This is a genomic window from Mycobacteroides abscessus ATCC 19977, from assembly GCF_000069185.1.
Lineage (GTDB): Bacteria > Actinomycetota > Actinomycetes > Mycobacteriales > Mycobacteriaceae > Mycobacterium > Mycobacterium abscessus.
Genome location: NC_010397.1, coordinates 2,324,809 through 2,344,287 on the forward strand (window position 1 = coordinate 2,324,809; position 19,479 = coordinate 2,344,287).

The window sequence follows — 19,479 nt, forward strand, 5'->3', positions numbered from 1 at the left end:
AGCTGCACTGCATCTGTAGTGCCGATATCCCCGATTTCAGAGACAAGTCAGCATCGTTTCAGAGGGCTCTGGCACTGTCCTGGCGAAGGTCGGAAGAGAACCATGAATAGAGGGGCACATATGACGATCAGCGACACCGCGCCCGCGGCCACACTGGTCTCCTACGGGAGCTATATCGGCGGTGAACAAGTAACTGAAGACCGGTGGATTTATGTTGCTGACCCACGTGCAGTACTTCAGGACTCATTTGCTACATTGACGCTGAAGCGACGCCTGGATTCCGGTGAGCAGCAATACGGCGAGGACATGGCCGGCATCGTCGGCCGAGTCGCCGTTGGAACAGACAGGCATATGCAGGCCGCCTTGGCGGCCGCGACACGGGCCGCCAAGGTGTGGCGCGGAGCTCCACTGCAGGTGCGGGTGGATGACTTCCTGGCGCACCTGGGTGCGCGGATCCTCGGTCATCGCGAGCAGATTGAGCAGATGGCTCTTTACGAGGGCCATCCGCGGGAGTTGGTGAAGTGGGAAGTCTCGGGCTGGTTGGCCACCACGACCGCACAGTCCAGAGACTTCTACCGCAGTCAGCTGTGGTACGAGACATTCGACGGTGACTCGCGGCGCATCGTGCGCCGTTGCGCCGATGGTGTGGTGTGCATCAACCCACCGGCCAACGCTCCGATGTCCAGCGCAATGCTCGCGGCCACCAGTGTGATGGCAGGCAACGCGGTGGTAATCCGCGCGCCCCGGTCCGTGCCGTTGGGTGTCTTCTACAGCATGATCGAGATCATTGCGCCGGTCCTCGAAGAGATCGGTGCGCCCGTGGGAACGATCAACGTGGTCTGCTCCGAGCCTGCGCCTACCTTCGAGCAGTGGCTAGGTAGCCCGCTGGTCAACGACATCATGTACTTCGGTGCGGTCGAACCGGGGCTCGAAATCGAGCGCCGATGTGTGGCTGCCGGCAAGAAGCCGATCCTCGAGCTGGCCGGTAACGATGTCGTCGTGGTGTGGTCAGATGCCAATCTCGACTATGCCTCCGATGCGCTTCTCGAAGCGTTCTTCGGTTCCGGGCAGCTCTGCATGATCCCGAACCTTGTTGTTGCACACCCTGATATCGCAGAGGAGCTTATCGCCCTAGTCATCGCGAAGGCGGCGAGCATCCGCATTGGATATCCCGACGAAGACGGTGTACTCCTGTCGCCGGTGCTTCGCCATGACAAGTTCCACAGCGCGCTCGGCGACGCCCTGGACAACGGGGCTCAACTGCTGGCCGGCGGCGGCAGCGTCCATGTCGACGGCTCCCCGTCCGAGGCCGGAATGTTTCTGCAGCCCACCGTAATCCGCGTTGACGGTTTGAAAAACTCGCGACGCGTAAAGGCTGTCGAACACGAGACCTTCTTTCCGCTGCTGCCGATCGTGGTGCCGGACACTAGCGACGGTGACCTGGCTCTCTCGACTGTCATTGATTTCGTGAATACAAACCTCTATGGCCTGCGAAATTCGTTATGGTCAAGTAGCGCAACGGTTATCGATACCTATGTGGCCAATGTCACCAACAGCGGCATCATCAAGGTGAACGAGTCTCATATCGCCTTCGGCGCGCCGCTACCCACACATGGTGGCACCGCCCTGACCGGTGGGGCATTCGGAGAAGCCAACTATCCGGCGCTGCGGACCTCTCATATCCAGGGTGTGTCCGTCTCGTATGTCCCGCATCCGCCGCGGTACTACAAGGAGCAGGCATGATTCTCGAAACTACGGGTGCTGCATACGAAATCACCGAGAACCTGTTGCCGGGAATCCTTGATGCCCTGTCTGACGATCCGTTGCACGAGTTGGAGTCCCCGGGTAACCGCGGAATCGAGATCTTCCGCAAGTTCAATGGGCCTGCCTTGGTCATCCCCGCAGCGCATTCGGGAGTGGGGGCCAGTCCCTTGCAGACGGTGGCGGTGATGCGGGCCATCGCCACAAAGTCTCCGTCGCTGGCGGTGGCGACCGCGATGCATCACTTCTCGGTGGCGACATTGTTCACCTTGGCGGAAAGTTTGCAGGCCAGCGGATTTGAATGGGCGATGCTGGAGGCGATCGCTTCCCAGCGGATGCTGGTCTCCTCGGCGTTCGCCGAGGGCAGCCCGGGACAAAGCGTGATCTCACCCACAGTCACGGCACGGCGCACAGACGGCGGGGTGATCGTCAATGGTTCCAAAAAGCCCTGCAGCCTTTCGGCATCCATGGACTTTTTGTCGATGAGCATGGCCTTACCGGCGCAGGACGGCGGTCAACGGGAAACTATCTTCGCCCTCATCCCCGCCCAGACCGAAGGCGTCACCGTCCATCCGTTCTGGGGCACGGACATCCTGGCCGGTGCCGAAAGCGATGAAGTGCGTCTGACCGACGTGTTCGTCGACGACCAATTGACCGTGCCGGCGAATAACGACGGCGGTGCCCTGGATCTTCTGCAGACGATCGGATTCGTGTGGTTCGAACTGCTGATCACAAGCTGCTACCTGGGCGCGGCAACCGCGCTCGCCGAGCGAGTATTCCAGCGGCGCCGCACCTCGCCGACCGTGCTGTCAGAGCTATCGGTGCGGCTGGAGACGGCCACTTTGTTGCTGGAGAGAATCGCTATGCATCTGCAACACGAAGCGGTGAACCATCGTTCCCTGGTGGGGGCACTTCACGCCCGGTACGGCGCTCAGGACGCCATCCGTGATGCCGCGGCTTTGTCGGTGGAAGCCCTCGGCGGAATCGGCTTTATCACGTCGAATGACACCGCGTACCTCTCCAGTGTCTGCCAGTGCGCGCCCTTTCATCCGCCCTCACGGCTGTCGCTGGCCGACGCGCTGGCCCGTGCGGCCATCGGCGAACCGTTGCGCCTGGACTAGGTAGGGGAGAGGACATTGTCATGTCAGTGACAGCAAGCCCGCAGGCACCGAGTGCCGCGCATATTGCACGGATATACAAAACGCATCTCAGCGGTGGCCGGGCCACCCTGGGCGACATCTTCGGTGGCCACATCGAAACATCTTCCGACGGAGCGTGGCTCACCACGGCCGAAGGCACCCGTTTCCTCAACGCCGGTGGCTACGGCGTCGCCCTCGCCGGCTATCGACACCCGGTTGTCGTCGACCACATTCGTAGGCAGCTGGACCAGCACCCGGTGGCCTCCCGCATGTTCTATGAACCCGCCGCCGCCGAGGCGGCCGCAGCCCTGGCCGCCGTAACGCCCAAGGGCCTTGACCGGATTCATTTCGCATGTTCGGGGGCCGAGGCCACGGAGGCCGCCATGAAGCTCGCCCGCCTCAACGGGTGCCGGCGATTTATCTCGATGACGGGCGGATACCACGGAAAGACATTGGGCGCACTGTCCTTAACGGCCCGGGAAGTGTTCCAGGCGCCGTTCCGACCACTGTTACCCGGTGTGAGCCATGTGCCGTACGGAGACCTCGCGGCGCTACGTACCGAACTCGCGATGAGTACGGCGCGCGCGTGCGTGATTGTAGAACCGGTACAGGGCGAGGCCGGCGTCATCATCCCTCCCGACGGATATCTGGCGGGTCTGCGTGCGGTGTGCGACGAGTACGGGGCGCTGCTGGTCGCCGACGAAATCCAAACCGGACTCGGGAGATTGGGGCAGTGGTGGGGTGTGGACCGGGAGCGTGTAATTCCGGATATCTTGTTGTCCGGCAAGATGCTCGGCGGTGGCGTAATGCCTGTCTCGGCGGCCATCACCACCACCGAGTGTTTCCGTCAACTCGACCGTGACCCCTATCTGCACACCTCGACATTCTCAACCAGCCCACTGGGTATGGCGGCGGTCAGCGGAGCGTTGCGCGTGATCGCCGAGGAGAGATTGGTTGAGCGGGCCGCGGAGCTCGGGCAGATCCTTTTGGACAGGATCAGCTCGGCAAGTGCGCAGTGGTTCGGCCCGGATCAGGTACAGGTACGCGGTCAAGGGCTGCTGATCGGCATTGAGTTCACAGACGCCTCGATCGTGGGAGACCTGCTGATCGAGCTCATCAGCAACAACATCATCGTCAACCACTCACTGAATTCGGATCACGTCCTGCGGTTGACACCGCCGGCCGTCATCACCGACGACGACGTCGAATTCCTCGTCCAGGGCTACCTCAACGCGATTGAGCAGGTGGCTATCCGTGCCAAGGCAGCACTGCCCGGCTGATCACACATAAGCACACAGAAGTAGGAAGGACCCCTTTATGCGTACTGCGCAACTGATCGTCGATTCCAGCTCCCACCCCGATGAGGCCTACCGCGCCATCGCCCAGTTCGAGGAGTACCCCCAATACGTCGAAGACATCTCCTCGATCACCGTACGCCAGGACGACCCGAGTGCTCTGGTGCCGGAAACCACCTACAGCGACTGGGAGGTGATCTTCCGCAACGGTCCACTGCGCTGGACGGAGGTCGATTATCACAACCCCGCCGACCGCAGCATCGCGTTCGAGCAGCTCTCGGGTGACTTTGAGATATTCCGCGGCCGATGGCTGGTCGAGCCCAGCCCGACCGGGTCTCGGGTCAGTTTCGAGGTCACATTCGACTTCGGGATCCCCAGCCTGGCAGGGGTTCTCGAACCGATCGCCGAACGTGTGCTGAAAGAAAGCATTTTCACCATCATGTCCCGCACCATCGCGGATGTGACACCAGTCATCGAGGAGAGTCGAGCCCTGGCCGCAGAAGCCGTTGCCGTGCACTGAACCTCAACCTCCCACGAAAGAACTAGGGGAAAAACGATATGGACCACATCAACCGTTTCGAAACGAAGACCACATTCGGCCTATTGCGCGCCGAATACTTCGTCGGCATGACAGTCTCAGGGGCCCTGCTGATCTGGAACATCTCCGAGGTGCGGTGGCTGCCGGCGATCCTGCTGTTCAGTTACATCGACCTGGTTGGCTACATACCCGGTGTCATTGCTCACTTCACCAAGAAGCGCGAGCCCCTACCGAAGTACTACTACGTGCTCTACAACACCATGCACAGTTTCTTGACCCAGTCGGTGGTGGTGGCGCTGTGGGCCTACTTCATCGGATGGGAATGGGCGCTGCTGGTCATCCCGCTGCACCTATGCGGGGACCGGGCACTGTTTGGCAATTTCATGAAACAGTTCTCGATTCCTTTCGAGCCCAAGGTGATACCGGAGTTTCAAGAGTTCGAGCAGAAACTGAACCAAGCGTCTGCGCATGCCACGAAAGCGCCGGGATATGCCGACATCGCTGGATGAGTACCGGCGCCTGCGCGACACTCGCGTCGGCGTGGACCGGACCCGAACCCTGAGCTTCTACCGCACTCTGTCATCGACCGTGAGCATCGTCTCGGCGATGAGCGAAGAACTCGGCCCCCTGGGACTGACCGTCTCCGCGGTTTCCGCGGTGTCCGCCGAACCGCCGTTGCTGTCGGTATGCCTGGCTCACGAGTCGCAAACCTTGCGGGCCGCAGCAGAATCCGGCAGGTTCGCCGTGCATGTGCTGCAAGCACACCAGCGCGGGTTGGCCACCGAGTTCGCCACGTCGAATACGCCGAGGTTTCGCGCGCACGGATTTGCGCACACCTACGGGGCGCCGGTGTTGACGGAGGCCGAAACCTGGACAGTCTGCGAGGTCGTCGACACGTGTGGGTACGGGGACCGCACGCTGCTGATTGGGCACGTGATCCATACCCACGAGGGCACCAAGGGCGCACCGCTGGTCTGGCATGACAGCAGCTTCCTGCCTGTCACCGAACACCAAGAGAGGGACTAATGAACGGAACAGAAATCGGGCATCTTGCCGAAACGGCTCCCATTTGGTGGCCAGGTAGTCCGGAAAGCGCTGCCCCGATCACCGACGGCCGCCACGACGTCGACGTGCTCGTGATCGGGGCCGGGCTGGCCGGGCTCGCGGCCGCCTACTTCGTCACTGAATTGCGTCCGGAACTGTCGGTGGCGGTGCTGGAGGCCAAACATGTCGGTGCCGGCGCCACCGGCCGCAGCACAGGGATCGTTTCACCCGGCTTGAGCATGCCGATGGCCGCGTTCCGGCGGAAGTACGGCGATGACGCCGCCATCGCCTCGTTCGACGCCACCTTTCACGGAGTGGGACTGCTGCGGGATCTGGTGGCCAAGGAGAACATCGACTGTGACGCCCGCGATGAGCCGCACACCCTTGTCGCCCTGACCGACCGCTCGCTGGCCCGCATGGTCACTCATTTGGAAAATCTCGCCGAACTGGGCCGCGAGGTGCCCTGGCTGAGCTCCCAAGAAGTCGTCCAATGGGCCGGCGCCGGCTACAAGGCGGGATTTGCGTACCGCGATGCCATGGTCGTGGACCCGTACCGGTTGGTCACCGGCATGGCCGACATCCTGCGCCGTCGCGGTGCCCCGGTGTACGAACACAGCCCCGTGATCAGTATCGAGGCCGACGCCACCGGGGTGTGTGTATTCACCGCTCGCGCTCAGGTGCGGGCCCGGCACGCCTTCTTGGCCACCGACGGCTATTCAGGCACTCTGAACCCACTGAAATCATCGGTTATCCCACTGCGCACCCATCTCTTGGCCACGGCGCCGTTGACCGAGGGGCAACTCGCCGAACTGGGCTGGTCGGGTCGCGGCGCGATCATCGACCAACGGACCTTCTTCAACTATTATCGGATGTCCGCGGACAAGCGGGTGGTGTTCGGCGGCGGACCGGCGTTTGTGCCCTCGCGAATTCCTTCCCGAGACATCAAGCGATCCAGGGTAATCCAGCAGCGTGTCCGTCGGGAACTGACCGAGCGATTCCCGGTTCTGGCCGATGTCGAGATTGACGCCGCCTGGTCAGGCATCACCGCCAGTTCTTTTGATCGCAACCCCGTGGTCGGTCCAGTACCTGGAATGGATGGCCTCTGGTTCGCCGGAAGTTGGTGTGGGCATGGATTTTCCACCTCTGTAGATACGGGCTGGCGTTTCGCTAAGACCTTGGTGGGGGAGCCGTTGCCCGCCAATATCCCTTGGTTCCGCTCCGGCGCTCAACGTGTGCCGACCACACTCCTACGCAACGTGGCCACCGGTGCCTATTTGAAGGCCCTTGATGCCGCCGATGCGCTGGACGCCAAAACCAGCAACCCGCCGCAGGTCGCACGACCAACCGCGGGGCGACAGACATCAAGGGGCACGACAACATTGGCGGAGGCGGACAAATGACGACGCAAGAACTGGCCCGTAATCATGACGTGATCATCGTGGGAGGCGGGATCGGCGGCTCGACCCTGGCAGCCATTTTGGCGCGCCACGGGGTGCGGGTGCTCATGGTTGAAGCCAGTGGGCACCCACGGTTCGCGATCGGCGAATCAACGGTCCCGGAAACCATCATGGGGCTTCGCAACCTCGCGCTGCGCTACGACGTCCCGGAGATCGGTGACCTGTCGGCACACGGGACCTTGTCGAAGAAAGTCAGTGCGGGCTCCGGAGTCAAGCGCAACTTCAGCTTCGTCTATCACCGGGAAGGGTTGCGGTCCAAGCCCACTGAATACACCCAATACCCCACCTGGGGACCTCCGATCGGCCCGGACTCCCACTTCTTCCGCCAAGACGTCGACGCCTACATGTACCAAGTAGCCTTGTCATACGGTGCCAAAGGTCTCACTCACACACCGGTGACCGATGTGGCATTCGGCGCCGATGGGGTCACCATCGAGACCGAAGGAGAAGGAGAGTTCACCGCCGGTTATCTGGTTGATGCCGGGGGAATGCGCAGCATCCTTGGTGAGAAGTTGGACCTGCGAATTGACCCGCCCTACCGGACGAAATCACGCACCATCTTCAGCCATTTCACCGGAGTGCGGCCATTCGACGAGGTAGTAGAGGCACAGGCGCGTCAAGGAGCGGTGAGCCCGTTCAGTCAAGGGACACTGCACCATTTGTTTGAAGGCGGCTGGGCATGGGTGATCCCCTTCGACAACTACCTGGGATCGACGAGCAGGCTGTGCAGCGTCGGAATCAATGTGGATCTGGACCGCTACCCGGTTCAGTCCGAACTATCGCCCGAAGCGGAATTTTGGAAGCACGTCGGCAGGTTCCCGGATTTCGCCGCGCAGATGGCAGGCGCCAGTGCGGTACGGCCGTACACCGCCTCGCGGCGCAGCCAGTTCGCGTCCAAGCAGGTGGTCGGCGACCGGTGGTGCCTGTTGCCACACGCCTCGGACTTCATCGACCCGCTGTTCTCGAGCGGTCTGGCGGTCACCGTCATGATCCTTAACGCGTTGGGACACCGCTTGATCGACGCCGTGCGCAACAACTGCTTCAGTACCGAGCGGTTCTCGTACGTGCAGGAATGGACGAAACTTTCATTCGATTACTACGACAAGCTGGTCTCCGCGTCGTACACCAGCTTCGACAGTTTCGAGCTGTGGAACGCCTGGTTCCGGGTCTGGACCATCGGAACCCTATACGGGGTCAACGGGCAGATGGAGGCTTCATTCGACTTCGACAGGTCGCACAATCGATCGGCGTTCGGGGTGCTGGAATGCGCGCCGTATCGCGGTATCCAGGGTATCGACAACAAAGTCATCTCCGAGATGTTCCATCGGGCGTTGGCCGCCATCGACGAATACGATGCGGGGCTGATCGATGCGGCCCAGGCTCAGCAGCAGATCTATGCGGCGCTGCGCGAGAGTGAATTGATCCCGGGTTTCTGGAACACCCTAGATCCCGCAGACCAATGCCCGTCGGGGGCTTTCACCCTGTTCTCGATGACCCGAATTCTCACCTGGGGTAAGTACCAAAGCCCCGAACATGTTCGCGGACAGTACTTCAAATCCGGGTTTGGCCCCGTTATCAAAGAAGCCGCCAAGTTCTACGGCGGTACCGTCAAATCCGGCGTCCGCGACGCGAACCACGCCATACGGGACATGGTGACCTCAAGAAACAGCGACTGGAAGTAGCCCCGGTCGTGAGTAACACAGCGGTGACCGCCGCGGCGGCCTTGTCCAAGGACGTATCCCTGATCTTCTTTGCAGACCTGGTCATCTTGCTGGTGGCGGCCCTGGCGTGCGGTGCCGTCGCCGGCAAGATCGGACTACCCAAAATGGTCGGCGAGATCGCCGCAGGTGTTCTCCTGGGCCCCACAGTGTTCGGCAGGTTGTTCCCCGAAACCAAAGATGCGCTGTTTCCCTCCGCCGGGACCGGCTCGGAAATAATCTCCGGACTGTGCCTGCTGGCGGTGGTGTTGTTGGTCGGCGTCGCGGGCATGCACGTCGACGTCGATAAGCTCAAACAACGGCTGGCCGGTATCGCCACGATCAGCGTGCTCGGGCTCGCCGTACCGCTGGCCGGGGGCATGGCCGTCGGATATCTGGTTCCCGAGCCGTTGCGTCCGGCTGCCGTCGATCGCACCGTGTTCGCGTTGTTCTTGGGCACGGCGGTCGCGGTCTCCGCGATACCGGTTATTGCCCGGATCCTGATGGACCTGGGCTTGGCATCGCACGAGATCGCTCAGGTGATCCTGGCCGCCGCGATTGTCGATGATGTCGCCGGATGGCTGCTGCTGTCGGCAGTCACCGGCATGGCGTCCGACTCCGGAACTGGAGGCGTTGCCGTGCTGAAAATGGCTGTCGCAGCCATCGTCGCGGTGGTCGCACTCACCGCACTTACCCGCCCTGCGCTACGAAATCGGTTGGCGCGCCGATGCTCTCGATGGAGTGCCCCAACATCCACCACCGTCACCGTGGCCACTATCATCGTGTGCGCCACCGCCGGACAACTGCTGGGTTTTGAACCCGTCATCGGAGCCTTCTTCGCGGGCATCCTGGTCATCGCGGCGACACCGGCCGGAAGCCGAGTGCATAAACCGCTGCACGCCATGGCTGTTGCGTTCTTCGGACCGATCTTCTTCGCGACCATCGGGCTGCAACTGGACCTGGGAAGGCTGCTTTCCGGACCGGTGCTGGCGCTGACCGCCTCCATATGTGTGGTGGCGGTTTTCTCGAAATTCCTGGGTGCGGGCATGGGCGCCAGAATCAGCGGATTCAGCTGGCCCGAGTCCGTAGCGGTGGGCGCAGGACTGAACACCCGTGGCGTCATCCAGATCGTGATTGCCATGGTCGGGGTGCGATGCGGGGTGTTCAGCCCCGAGGTGTTCACCGCACTCGTCGTCACCACCATCGCCACGACCGCGATTGCGGGCCCGGTCCTCAAACGCACACTGACACCCCGCCGACAGCTGCCGGCGGTGATATCGAAACCCCCGCAAGAGCCCGCGCTCAACCGATAAATGCCTGCAAAAAGGGAAGTGATAGCCGTGCCTGAGAAAACCGCCAACATCGGCGACCCTGTCGTCGCCATCGCCTCATATGCCGACCACCCCAGCGCCTTTATTGCCTGTAACGACGACACCAGCCACTTCACCACCCCGGATATCGCCGGAATTGTTGCCTACCGCCGCCGCGGCCGAACGGTGTTCGTGCTCGGGGGCCCATTCGCCGCCGAACCTGAACGTGGACCCCTACTCGACCGGTTCCTCGAAGAAGTGGTCGCGGGTCGCAATATGGTCGCAGTGCAAGTGCGAGAAGACGACACGGCATTGTTCGCGTCCCGCGGCTTCACCGTAGACCAATTCGGCAGCTCCTACTCGGTCCGCCTGGCCGATTTCACGAAAAAGGGCAAGCCGCTGGCCAAGGTCCGTCAAAACGTCTCGCGCGCCGGTCGTGAAGGCACTGTCGTGCGGGAAATCGATATTGCCAACGCGCCAAGAGAATTGGAGGAGATCGATCGTACCTGGCTGCGTGCCAAAGGATGGCACGTCAAAAAACTCGACTTCATGGTCGGGCAGCGGGCCGGCCGCGGCAGCGACCGCAAGCGGCTGTTCATCGCCGAACGCGACGGGCACGTCACGGGCTACATCTCGTATTCGCCCGCATACGGAGCCAGACCCGGCTGGCTGTACGACCTGACCCGTCGCCACCCAGATGCCTCGGTGGGCACCATCGAGATGATCAATCTAGCGGCTATCGAGCAGTTCCGCAGTGAAGGTGCCGGATGGCTACATCTGGGCCTGACGCCCTTCGCGAGCATCGACCAGCAATGTCCCGACGGATCCAGCGGCATGGTGCGCTGGATGGTGCGCCAGCTTGCCGAGAAGGGCGACAAGATCTACCCGGCCAAAACACAGGAAGCATTCAAACGTAAATGGGCACCTCACGTCATCGAACCGGAATATCTCGCGTTCGCCAATGGTCCGCGCCTGTCTTCCGTATGGCACCTGCTGCGCCTGACCAATGCCCTCTAAACGAAACGCATGCCTGCCCCAAACACATGTCTGCTAAATCCGTTTACTCCCCTCCGGAAGGCCACATCATGACAACCACGAGCGCACAACCTGGCAGCCTCAGTCGCCCCGAGCAGATGCGCTTCGCGCGCGCCGCGGTGGCCGCCCAGATGAAATCCCTTCCCGGCACCCTCCGGGCGCGGCTACGACGGGTCGATTCCAGCGCGCTGGCACGCGAAAGCGCTCCGCCGGATTCCGCGTTGGCGCGGGACGCCGAACGGTTTGTGGCGGAGCATTACACCACGAGCTTGTACAACCACTGCCTGCGCTGCTGGTACTTCGGGGATTTTTTCGCCCAGTTGGAAGGCCATCGATACGACCCGGAACTGCTTTACATTTCGAGCCTGTTCCACGACATCGCACTCACTCGCCAGTTTCGTGATCAGCGCCCGTACGCTTGCTTTGCGGTCGAGGGCGCAGACCTTGCCAAAGCGTGGCTTGCGCGGAACAATGCCGATGACGCCCTCGCCGCCAATGTCGCCGAAGTGATTGCCGCTCACATGGATGTGCACGTACCCGTCGGCTCGGGCGCCGAGATCGAAACGTACCTGCTGCACGAAGCCGCCCACCTCGATGTGGCAGGCACTCGGGCATCACAGGTGCCGTCGAGCTATACGCGCCTGGTCGCGGGGCGGCACCCGCGCACCGGCTTCGCCCGGGCGTTCAGCGACGCGATGAAGTATGAGTCGTTGCAGCGCAAAGCATCACGGGCAGCAGTGCTATGGAAGGTTGGTATGGCAATCCCGATCAACACCAATCCGCTGGACTCGGCGGCTCACCGATGACGGAGATGTACAGGCTTGATACGTCTGGTGGTGTCGCATGACGCGGTCCCCGGCTGCAGAGCACAGCCGCGACGCTCTCGGACCTGCCATGGCGGTTTTCGGCTTCGTGTTCGTAGTCCTGGGTATCTGGGGTGCCACCGATCCCAAGTCGTTCGGCAGCACGATCGCCAACTTCGGTGAGTACAACCCCCACCTGATCCACGACTACGCGGTGTGTTCCATCACCTTTGGCACCGGCCTGCTGTTGGGCTGGAGGCTACCGATGTGGCGGGCGCCAACCCTGATTCTGGCCGCGATCTGGAACGGCCTGCACGGCTACTTCCACATTGTCGACATGGACATGGCCAACGCCCGATTTCTGGGGCCCGCCGAGGCCGTACTGCTGTGCCTGACCAGTGCCGCCCTGGCCACGCTCGGGATATGGGAGTGGCGGCGCACCAACAGATCTACCGTCCAGTATCGGGACACGGGGGAGCGATGAGCTTGGGACTCGAGAAGCACCGCCGCAGCGTGGATATCGAACGTGGCCGCATCAGCTATCTCGACATCGGTGCCGGTTCACCGACGGTATTCGTTCACGGGGTCCTCACCAACAGTCTGCTCTGGCGCGATGTCGTGACCGCCGTCGCGGCCACGGGACGGCGCTGCATCGCACTGGATCTGCCCGGTCACGGGCACTCGCCCGTTCCGGCGGATGGCATCGACGTCACACTGTCGGGGCTAGCCCAACTTATCGCGGAATTTCTGGACAGCATTGGGATTGACGAGTTCGACCTGGTAGCCAACGACACCGGGGGAGCGGTTGCGCAAATCATGGTTGCCCGTCAACCGGACCGAATCAGAACCCTGGCGCTGACCAACTGTGACACCGAAGGCCATGTGCCTCCCAAACTGTTCAAACCGGTAGTGGCACTGGCCCGGCCACCGCTGATGGCCCTGATCGGCCCACGTCTGTTTGCGCGCCGCAAAGTGCTCAGAGCGCTGTTAGGTGCCGGGTACCGTAAGCCCGGCCGCCTGCCGGATAGCATCGTGGAGTCATACGGACAGCCCGTGTTTGGAACCGCAGAGTCATCCCGTTTTCTGTCAAAGATGTTGCGGGCGATGCATACCCGAGACCTTGAAGCCGCACGTGCCGGCCTGGTGACATTTACCAAACCGACGCTGATCGCCTGGGGTCTGGGCGACTACTTTTTTCCACTCAAGTACGGGCAGCGACTCGCCGAACTTTTCGGTGGCCCAGTAACCTTCGAAACCGTACCGGACGGCCGACTGTACTTTCCCGATGAGGATGCAGACCGGCTGCTGCCGCTGCTTTACAGACACTGGCACTCGGCGGGTCGGCAAGAGTCCTCCACAGAGGTGGGGAGTTGACATGTTGGAGATGAAGCCGGGGTGTGAGAAATGTGGAACGCCGCTGAATCATGCCGCGGCCGCGTGGATTTGCAGTTACGAATGCACGTTTTGCCCGCATTGTCACAATATCGTGAATACGTGCCCGAACTGTGGAGGCGAACTGACACCACGCCCGCGTAGGGCGGCACGCGGCGCCTCGGCTTCATGAGTGCGGTAGCCAACCCGCTTCTAGATACCGGGAGTCGATTACAAAATGGTGTTCAGAGAGTAGTATCGAGGTCTATGAGCGAATCCAAGCCGGGTCGCCGCGAGCGGTATGCCGCGCTGACACGCTCGGCCATCGTCGAGGCCGCCAGAATGCTGTTCGTCGAGCGCGGATTCGATGACACCTCGGTGGACGACATCGCCGAGGCGGCCCAGGTGAGTAAGGGTGCCATCTACCACCATTTCAAAGACAAGCAAGAGATATTCATCGATGTTTACCGCGATGCCACCAAAGGGGTCATCGAGAACGTTGTCAAGGTTCTCATCGATGTACCTGCCGGATCGTGGAATCGGATCGAAGCTGCGGCCAGTGCGGTGATCAAGGGGTATACCGACAATCGCGAGCCCCGAGTGCTCGTACGCCAAGTCATGGGCGTGCTGGGTGCCGAACGCACCCAGGCACTGGAAGGCGAGCTGGCTCTGCCTCTCATCCGGACCCTGCTTACCGAGGCCGAAGAGAACGGCGAATTGAGGGACCTGTCGATCGAAAAGGCGTCCCAACTGATTTTCCGCGTGCTGTGTGAATCGTCCCTATTGATCGCCAATTCCGCCGATTACGCCGAAGCGGCACAAGAGGTGGAGACAGTAATGTTGTGCATGTTCGCCGGATTGCGTAAACCGCCTGCGGCCACCCGCGGGCGGCGTAAGAGCTAGCGGCGTCCCGTGGAAACCATCGAGGTACGACGCAGCATCGCCGCACCGATTGCCGATGTCTTCGACTGGATCAGCAATGCCGAAAACTACACCGACTCACCACTGTTCTTGGCGGCAAAACTGATCCGCTCCGGAAGCGCCGCGGCATACGGAGCCGGTGCGATACGCAGATTCACCTTCCCCTTTGCGGTTGTGCACGAAGAGATCACGCGCTTCGACCCGCCCTATTCGTTCAGCTATCGGGTTGTCAAATGCATGCCACCGGTGCGACATGAAGGTGGTGCCGTAGTTCTGACACCAACCGCCCAGGGCACGGATCTCATGTGGTCGTCGAGTGCCGAGCTTCGGCTGCCGGTCTTTGCGGCACAAACAACGAGAGCGATATTGCCAAGACTGTTCGGCCGTGCTTTCTCCCAGGTCCTCGATGCCGCGCAATCCGCGCTGGAGGTGAACCACGGCCGTGCGAGTACGGCCATGCCTTCGGCCGACGGCCAACTCTCATAAGGCGTCTAACGAGGGGTGTCGGTGCCGCTCCAGCGATCGCGCTCACCCAGACCGGGGGCCCAGCCGGCGGCCGGACGGCCCGCGTACGCCGGTACTGCGCGGTGAATCCCGATCTCGGGAAGGTGGTTATGCACCACGACGCCGCATTCTTGCAGTGGGACGGCAAGTTCGGCGAGAGTGAATGCCTCGTTCGAGTCCAGGCAGCCGCGGCCCGCGAGATGCTCGCTATTGAGCAGCTGCGCGGCCATCACCTCGGCCGCCTTGGCTGAACTGAGATACCACCCGGTGCACGTGATGATCCTGGAGTGCTCAAACTCGGGTGTTTTTAACGAGACCCAAATGGAAACGGGCTCTTCCGTGGGTGCGTCGAACCTGCGCTGAAACCTCAGGAACGGCCACAGTGGAAGTCGACCCAAGATGTCCCGCTTGTTCAGACGCACAATCCAGGAGTTGAGCCGCCGGTTGTCGATGTAGCAGTACGCACGAACCATACGACCGGCGGCCAGCCGCTGCACCCAGCCGTCGTTTCGTTCGGACCAACCGATGCACTCCGTGTCACCGATCGGCTCGGGGAACGAAATGATCACCGCATCATGGGATCCCGAGTAAGCTCCGTGTCTTCCTGATGTGGTGAAGTTCGCGTGCACCAGCCGAATCCCTTCGGCGCCCCGATATCCATTCCATGGCAGGGGGACCGCGATCGTGATGCGTCCCTTCCAATACCGGTCATGCGAAACCAGGTCGTTGACTACGAGATTCGTCACACCTGGTGCGAGACCGGCATTCAAGACAACGGTCCCCGAGGCCCTCAGGTATTGGTTCCTCAATCCCTGTTGTGCGGACATCTCGGTGATGGCGAGGCTGAGCAGCTTGGCGCCGGTGGTCAATGCGATTCTTTCGGCCGTGTAGTTGAGCGGCACCGTGTTCACCACGATGTCCACGCCAGCCATGGCCTCGGCGACCGACTGTTCATCCTCAAGGTCTACATAGACGGAATCGGGTTGGCCATCGGGAGTTCGTAAGCCCCGCAGTACATTCCAGTGTCGTGCACTGAACACGTCACAGACGGCCCTGCCCAGCGCCCCCGATGCGCCAATGACAAGAACCTTCGGCTTGAGATCACTCATGAGCAGGGCGCTCCCTTCGGTGTGGCTGGGCCAAGTTGGTGAAGCAGCTTTCCTAAAAATAACCGACTTGTAGTCGGTAGGCAAGTGATAGTCGGTGGTAATAATTCGGTATGGCCAAGGAAGGGATGTCGATGTCGCCCGGTGGCGGGCAGGAGGCGGTGCCCGGTAGCCCGCATATCATGTGTTCGGGCGTATCATTTATCGATGAATATGATCATCGGGCTTGGTTTATTCTGATCTCGTGGCGCAACAGAACCTCGACGGTAGGCCGGACATCGCAGCGTTACTGGTGCCGCTCGGCCGGTCTTTCATGCGCGCGGAGTTACCGCTTTTGGAGACCCATGGCGTGTCGATGTGGGCGTACGCAGTACTAACGGCCTTGCGGGACAATGAGGCCAGCAGTCAGGCCAGTCTCGCCGATGCCATCGGTGCCGACCGCACCCGCATTATCGCGGTGTTGGACGATTTGCAGGAACGGAAGCTGATCAACCGGCAGCCCGATCCCAGCGATCGCAGAAGCAACCTGTTGTCGCTGACCCCTGCCGGACGTAAGACCGTTACGGCAGTGCAGAAAGCGATACAGGACAACGAGAATCGGATCCTGGCTGGGGTATCTTCCGTCGATCGCGGTGCATTCCTGCGGGTGCTCGAGTACCTCGCGCACCTAGATGATCCGCAGTTCTCGCCCAGGAACTAAGCCGCCGAAGACACGGCCTTGGACTTCGCGATGCCGAACTGCATGTTTTCGTCAATCCGATCACGATGGAACGCAAGGAAATCCAGTACGTAATTGTGCCGGATTGCCCATGGCCCCGAAACTCCCGAGCGGGGCATGTGTGCGTCACCGCGGGTCACGTACCCCGACGACAGGTTGAAGAAGGGCCGGGCCTCGAGTTCCTCGCCGTGCCGGTCCGGATAGGCGTGGGTGTAACCGTGTCGATCCATGTAGTCGAGAAGTCGCACCACGGCACGCGCGCTCAAGTCGGCACGCAGTGTCCATGACGCATTGGTGTATCCGACGCTCCAGGCGGCGTTCGGTACTCCCTCGATCAGATAGCCCTTGTAGATGAACCGATTCGGCGCGTCCACAGGGGAGCCGTCCACGCTCAGCGCGATGCCGCCGAAGATCTGCAGATTCAGCCCTGTGGCAGTGATGATCACATCGGCAGGCAACTCCTGGCCCGAGCCCAACCGGATTCCCGCGGACGTGAAGGTGTCGATGGTGTCGGTGACCATCCGGACCCCTCCATTGCTGATGGCCTCGAAGAGGTCGCCGTCGGTATCCGCGCATACGCGTTGATCCCACGGGTTGTAGCGGGGTGCGAAATGCACGTCGACCGGGTAGCCCGCAGGGAGCAGTTTGGTGATGCGCCGTCTGAGGAACCACTTCGCGAAGCCGGGTGCCTTGCGGCATACCTGATACATGATCCAGTTGAATCCGCCCAGCCAGATGCGTGCGAAATGCTGAACAATGCTGAGTGGAAAGACTTTTCGCATCACATCGACAACCGCGTCAACTCGGGCGATCGGGTAGATATAGCTGGGGGAACGCTGCAGCATATTCACCTTGGCCCCGGCGCGCGCCAACGACGGCACCAGGGTGATCGCGGTCGCGCCGCTGCCGATGACAGTGATCTCCTTGCCGGAGCAATCCAGGTCATCTGGCCAATGTTGGGGATGGATCAATCGCCCGGCGAACTTCTCCACCCCCGGGAATTCCGGGGTGTAGCCGTCGTCGTAGTTGTAGTAGCCGGTGCACAGGTACAGGAACTTGGCGCGGTAAGTCGTCGGGCCGGCCGGTGTGTCGACGCGCACCGACCAGATGTCGGTATCGGTCCCGAAATCGGCGCTGGTGACCTTGGCCGAGAAGGTGATATGCCCGTCGATGTCGTAGTCGCTGGCCGCGTGCTCCAGATAGTCGCGAATGTCCGCGCCATCGGCGATGGTGTTGCGTTCATGCCAGGGGTGGTACCCGAAACTGAGCGTATAGATATCGCTGTCGGAGCGGATTCCGGGGTAGCGGAACAGGTCCCAGGTCCCGCCGATGCGCTCGCGGCGCTCGACGATGTGAAAGCTGCGGCCGGCGCCGCTCAATCGGATAGCGGCATTGATACCGGATATCCCGGCGCCGACGATGAGAACGTCTACTAATTCATCTCTCGGCATGTCCGACATGATGCTCCTGATCGTCATTGATGAGACAACATCTGGCCCATCACGCTACCCCGAGAGGGAAGCCCGATAGCCCGCGAGTGCTTGCAAGATCGGCGCGGCCGCGCGGGCGGCCATGACCGCGTATGCCTCCTCGGTCTGCATCGCGACGTCCCGTGGATCCCGGGAGCCCCGTTCGATGCGATCCCGCACGAAGGCGAGCTCAACGACCTGGGCCGCGAAGTTTTTCACGGCGGCCCCGCCGGGGGCCCCGCCGATTCGTCTGGCAGCGGCGATGGCGTGTTTGCGTTCCTTGAGCGATCCCAGCCAGGTCGCCTCATTGGGAGTGATCAACCCGACTGCCACCATCCCGGGCAGTTTCCCGGCGACCACGTGCTGTTCCCTACGCCGGCTGCGTACGCCGACCACGATCATCAGTACGAACATCGGCACCATCCAGAGCACGTACACGGCTAGATAGCCCTTGAGCCCGAGGAACGATGAGCCATTCCACAAACCGTGCATGACCACCGCCGCCAGGTATCCGGCCAGGATGCGGAAGAACTTGCCCGTGGCGTCACGTCGCCGCAGGGCGTAATACACGCCGACCCCCGTCATGCTTGTGAAGAGCGAATGCGCGAACGGGCCCAGTCCGAGCCGGACGATCGCGGTCAGCACGGACTCTCCCACGGTGTTGCCGCTGCCGATGTAGGCGATGTCTTCGAGCCACGCGAATCCCGCCGCGGTGATACCCGCGTACACCAGGCAGTCGGTCAGTGAATTCAGCTCGTGGCGGCGCCGGCCGGTCAGCATCAGCAGCAGGAAGGCGCCCTTGGCGGCCTCTTCGATGAATGGTGCACGGATGGCGATCGAGGCGAAGGACGTGCTGCCGTCCGGGGCGTAGACCGAGCCGAAGGCCATCTCAAGGACGATCGACACGACGACGGCAAGCGATGCGCCCCAGACGAATGCCAGCACAAGGAGCCGGGAGGGCTCCGGTTCCCAGCGATCCAGCCAGAGATAGCACAGAACCACGATCCCGATGGCGACGCTGGAGAGGACCAGGCCGATCATCGCCCCAACGGGATTGGACAGCAGCAGGCCCGTAATGATCAATCCCGTCACCAGCGCAAGAGCGATGATGACGCCGATCGGCGCACCTACCTGCTTGATCCGCTGCCCAAATCCGGGCATCGGTGGAAGGGGTGTGGGCGCCGGCGCGTAGGACACCACCGAAGAGTAGCTGCGACCTCCCGGGCGCGTGCGGTAGCGCCCCATTGACGCCGCCCCTCGGGGCGGCCGGGTTTGTGCTGGTGGAGCGCGGTCTAGTAAGGTGAAGCACAT

General features: G+C 61.8%; 20 protein-coding genes. 17 read left to right on the forward strand and 3 right to left on the reverse strand.

Annotated features, from left to right (window positions below):
- Positions 1–120 precede the first annotated feature (120 nt).
- The 16 genes from MAB_RS11610 to MAB_RS11685 all read left to right on the forward strand — a co-directional run bounded on the left by MAB_RS11610 (position 121) and on the right by MAB_RS11685 (position 14,857).
- Complete coding sequence (locus tag MAB_RS11610) at positions 121–1,743, forward strand: aldehyde dehydrogenase family protein (RefSeq protein ID WP_005110774.1); 1,623 nt, start codon at positions 121–123, stop codon at positions 1,741–1,743.
- The gene (locus tag MAB_RS11615; RefSeq protein ID WP_005110776.1) at positions 1,740–2,882 is read left to right on the forward strand and encodes an acyl-CoA dehydrogenase family protein; all 1,143 of its coding nucleotides are present in this window, start codon (positions 1,740–1,742) and stop codon (positions 2,880–2,882) included. The genes MAB_RS11610 and MAB_RS11615 overlap by 4 nt, the downstream gene beginning before the upstream one ends.
- Before the next feature lie 20 nt (positions 2,883–2,902).
- Complete coding sequence (locus MAB_RS11620) at positions 2,903–4,180, forward strand: aspartate aminotransferase family protein (protein ID WP_005110778.1); 1,278 nt, start codon at positions 2,903–2,905, stop codon at positions 4,178–4,180.
- A gap of 37 nt (positions 4,181–4,217) precedes the next feature.
- On the forward strand, positions 4,218–4,715 hold the full coding sequence (locus MAB_RS11625) for an SRPBCC family protein (protein WP_005086023.1): 498 nt from the start codon (positions 4,218–4,220) through the stop codon (positions 4,713–4,715).
- 38 nt (positions 4,716–4,753) lie between these two features.
- The gene (locus MAB_RS11630) at positions 4,754–5,242 is read left to right on the forward strand and encodes a hypothetical protein (protein WP_005075257.1); all 489 of its coding nucleotides are present in this window, start codon (positions 4,754–4,756) and stop codon (positions 5,240–5,242) included.
- Entirely contained in the window at positions 5,223–5,759 is a 537-nt protein-coding gene (locus MAB_RS11635; protein ID WP_005086022.1) for a flavin reductase family protein, read from the forward strand. The genes MAB_RS11630 and MAB_RS11635 overlap by 20 nt, the downstream gene beginning before the upstream one ends.
- On the forward strand, positions 5,759–7,177 hold the full coding sequence (locus tag MAB_RS11640) for an NAD(P)/FAD-dependent oxidoreductase (RefSeq protein ID WP_005086021.1): 1,419 nt from the start codon (positions 5,759–5,761) through the stop codon (positions 7,175–7,177). Before MAB_RS11635 ends, MAB_RS11640 begins: the two co-directional genes overlap by 1 nt.
- Positions 7,174–8,916 carry an NAD(P)/FAD-dependent oxidoreductase gene (locus tag MAB_RS11645; RefSeq protein WP_005086020.1) on the forward strand — a complete coding sequence of 581 codons (1,743 nt, stop codon included), beginning with the start codon at positions 7,174–7,176 and terminating at the stop codon, positions 8,914–8,916. The genes MAB_RS11640 and MAB_RS11645 overlap by 4 nt, the downstream gene beginning before the upstream one ends.
- A gap of 8 nt (positions 8,917–8,924) precedes the next feature.
- Positions 8,925–10,244 (forward strand): cation:proton antiporter, encoded by a 1,320-nt coding sequence (locus tag MAB_RS11650; protein WP_005110781.1) that lies wholly within the window; start codon positions 8,925–8,927, stop codon positions 10,242–10,244.
- 27 nt (positions 10,245–10,271) lie between these two features.
- Positions 10,272–11,258: a bifunctional lysylphosphatidylglycerol flippase/synthetase MprF gene (locus MAB_RS11655; protein WP_005110783.1), complete on the forward strand. Its 987-nt coding sequence runs from the start codon at positions 10,272–10,274 to the stop codon at positions 11,256–11,258.
- 68 nt (positions 11,259–11,326) lie between these two features.
- Positions 11,327–12,082: an HD domain-containing protein gene (locus tag MAB_RS11660; RefSeq protein ID WP_005088716.1), complete on the forward strand. Its 756-nt coding sequence runs from the start codon at positions 11,327–11,329 to the stop codon at positions 12,080–12,082.
- An 88-nt stretch (positions 12,083–12,170) separates the two neighbouring features.
- Positions 12,171–12,563: a hypothetical protein gene (locus MAB_RS11665; RefSeq protein ID WP_005110786.1), complete on the forward strand. Its 393-nt coding sequence runs from the start codon at positions 12,171–12,173 to the stop codon at positions 12,561–12,563.
- Positions 12,560–13,453, forward strand: coding sequence for an alpha/beta fold hydrolase (locus MAB_RS11670; RefSeq protein ID WP_005115911.1), 894 nt, complete (start codon positions 12,560–12,562; stop codon positions 13,451–13,453). Before MAB_RS11665 ends, MAB_RS11670 begins: the two co-directional genes overlap by 4 nt.
- A gap of 10 nt (positions 13,454–13,463) precedes the next feature.
- Entirely contained in the window at positions 13,464–13,643 is a 180-nt protein-coding gene (locus MAB_RS11675) for a DUF1272 domain-containing protein (protein WP_005086014.1), read from the forward strand.
- Positions 13,644–13,717: 74 nt separating this feature from the next.
- Positions 13,718–14,353, forward strand: coding sequence for a TetR/AcrR family transcriptional regulator (locus MAB_RS11680; protein WP_005086013.1), 636 nt, complete (start codon positions 13,718–13,720; stop codon positions 14,351–14,353).
- Positions 14,354–14,362: 9 nt separating this feature from the next.
- Positions 14,363–14,857 carry an SRPBCC family protein gene (locus tag MAB_RS11685; protein ID WP_005110790.1) on the forward strand — a complete coding sequence of 165 codons (495 nt, stop codon included), beginning with the start codon at positions 14,363–14,365 and terminating at the stop codon, positions 14,855–14,857.
- A gap of 5 nt (positions 14,858–14,862) precedes the next feature.
- Here MAB_RS11685 and MAB_RS11690 read toward each other — a convergent pair whose 3' ends face one another.
- Positions 14,863–15,984 (reverse strand): NAD-dependent epimerase/dehydratase family protein, encoded by a 1,122-nt coding sequence (locus tag MAB_RS11690; RefSeq protein ID WP_005110793.1) that lies wholly within the window; start codon positions 15,982–15,984, stop codon positions 14,863–14,865.
- Positions 15,985–16,225: 241 nt separating this feature from the next.
- Here MAB_RS11690 and MAB_RS11695 point away from each other — a divergent pair, with 241 nt between their 5' ends.
- The gene (locus MAB_RS11695; protein ID WP_005115912.1) at positions 16,226–16,681 is read left to right on the forward strand and encodes a MarR family winged helix-turn-helix transcriptional regulator; all 456 of its coding nucleotides are present in this window, start codon (positions 16,226–16,228) and stop codon (positions 16,679–16,681) included.
- Here the strand turns inward: MAB_RS11695 and MAB_RS11700 are convergent.
- Both MAB_RS11700 and MAB_RS11705 read right to left on the reverse strand, forming a co-directional pair.
- A complete protein-coding gene (locus MAB_RS11700) occupies positions 16,678–18,177 on the reverse strand; it encodes a flavin-containing monooxygenase (RefSeq protein ID WP_005086008.1) in 1,500 nt (499 codons plus the stop codon). The genes MAB_RS11695 and MAB_RS11700 overlap by 4 nt on opposite strands.
- 27 nt (positions 18,178–18,204) lie before the next feature.
- Complete coding sequence (locus MAB_RS11705; protein ID WP_012296531.1) at positions 18,205–19,413, reverse strand: PrsW family intramembrane metalloprotease; 1,209 nt, start codon at positions 19,411–19,413, stop codon at positions 18,205–18,207.
- Between the last annotated feature and the right edge of the window lie 66 nt (positions 19,414–19,479).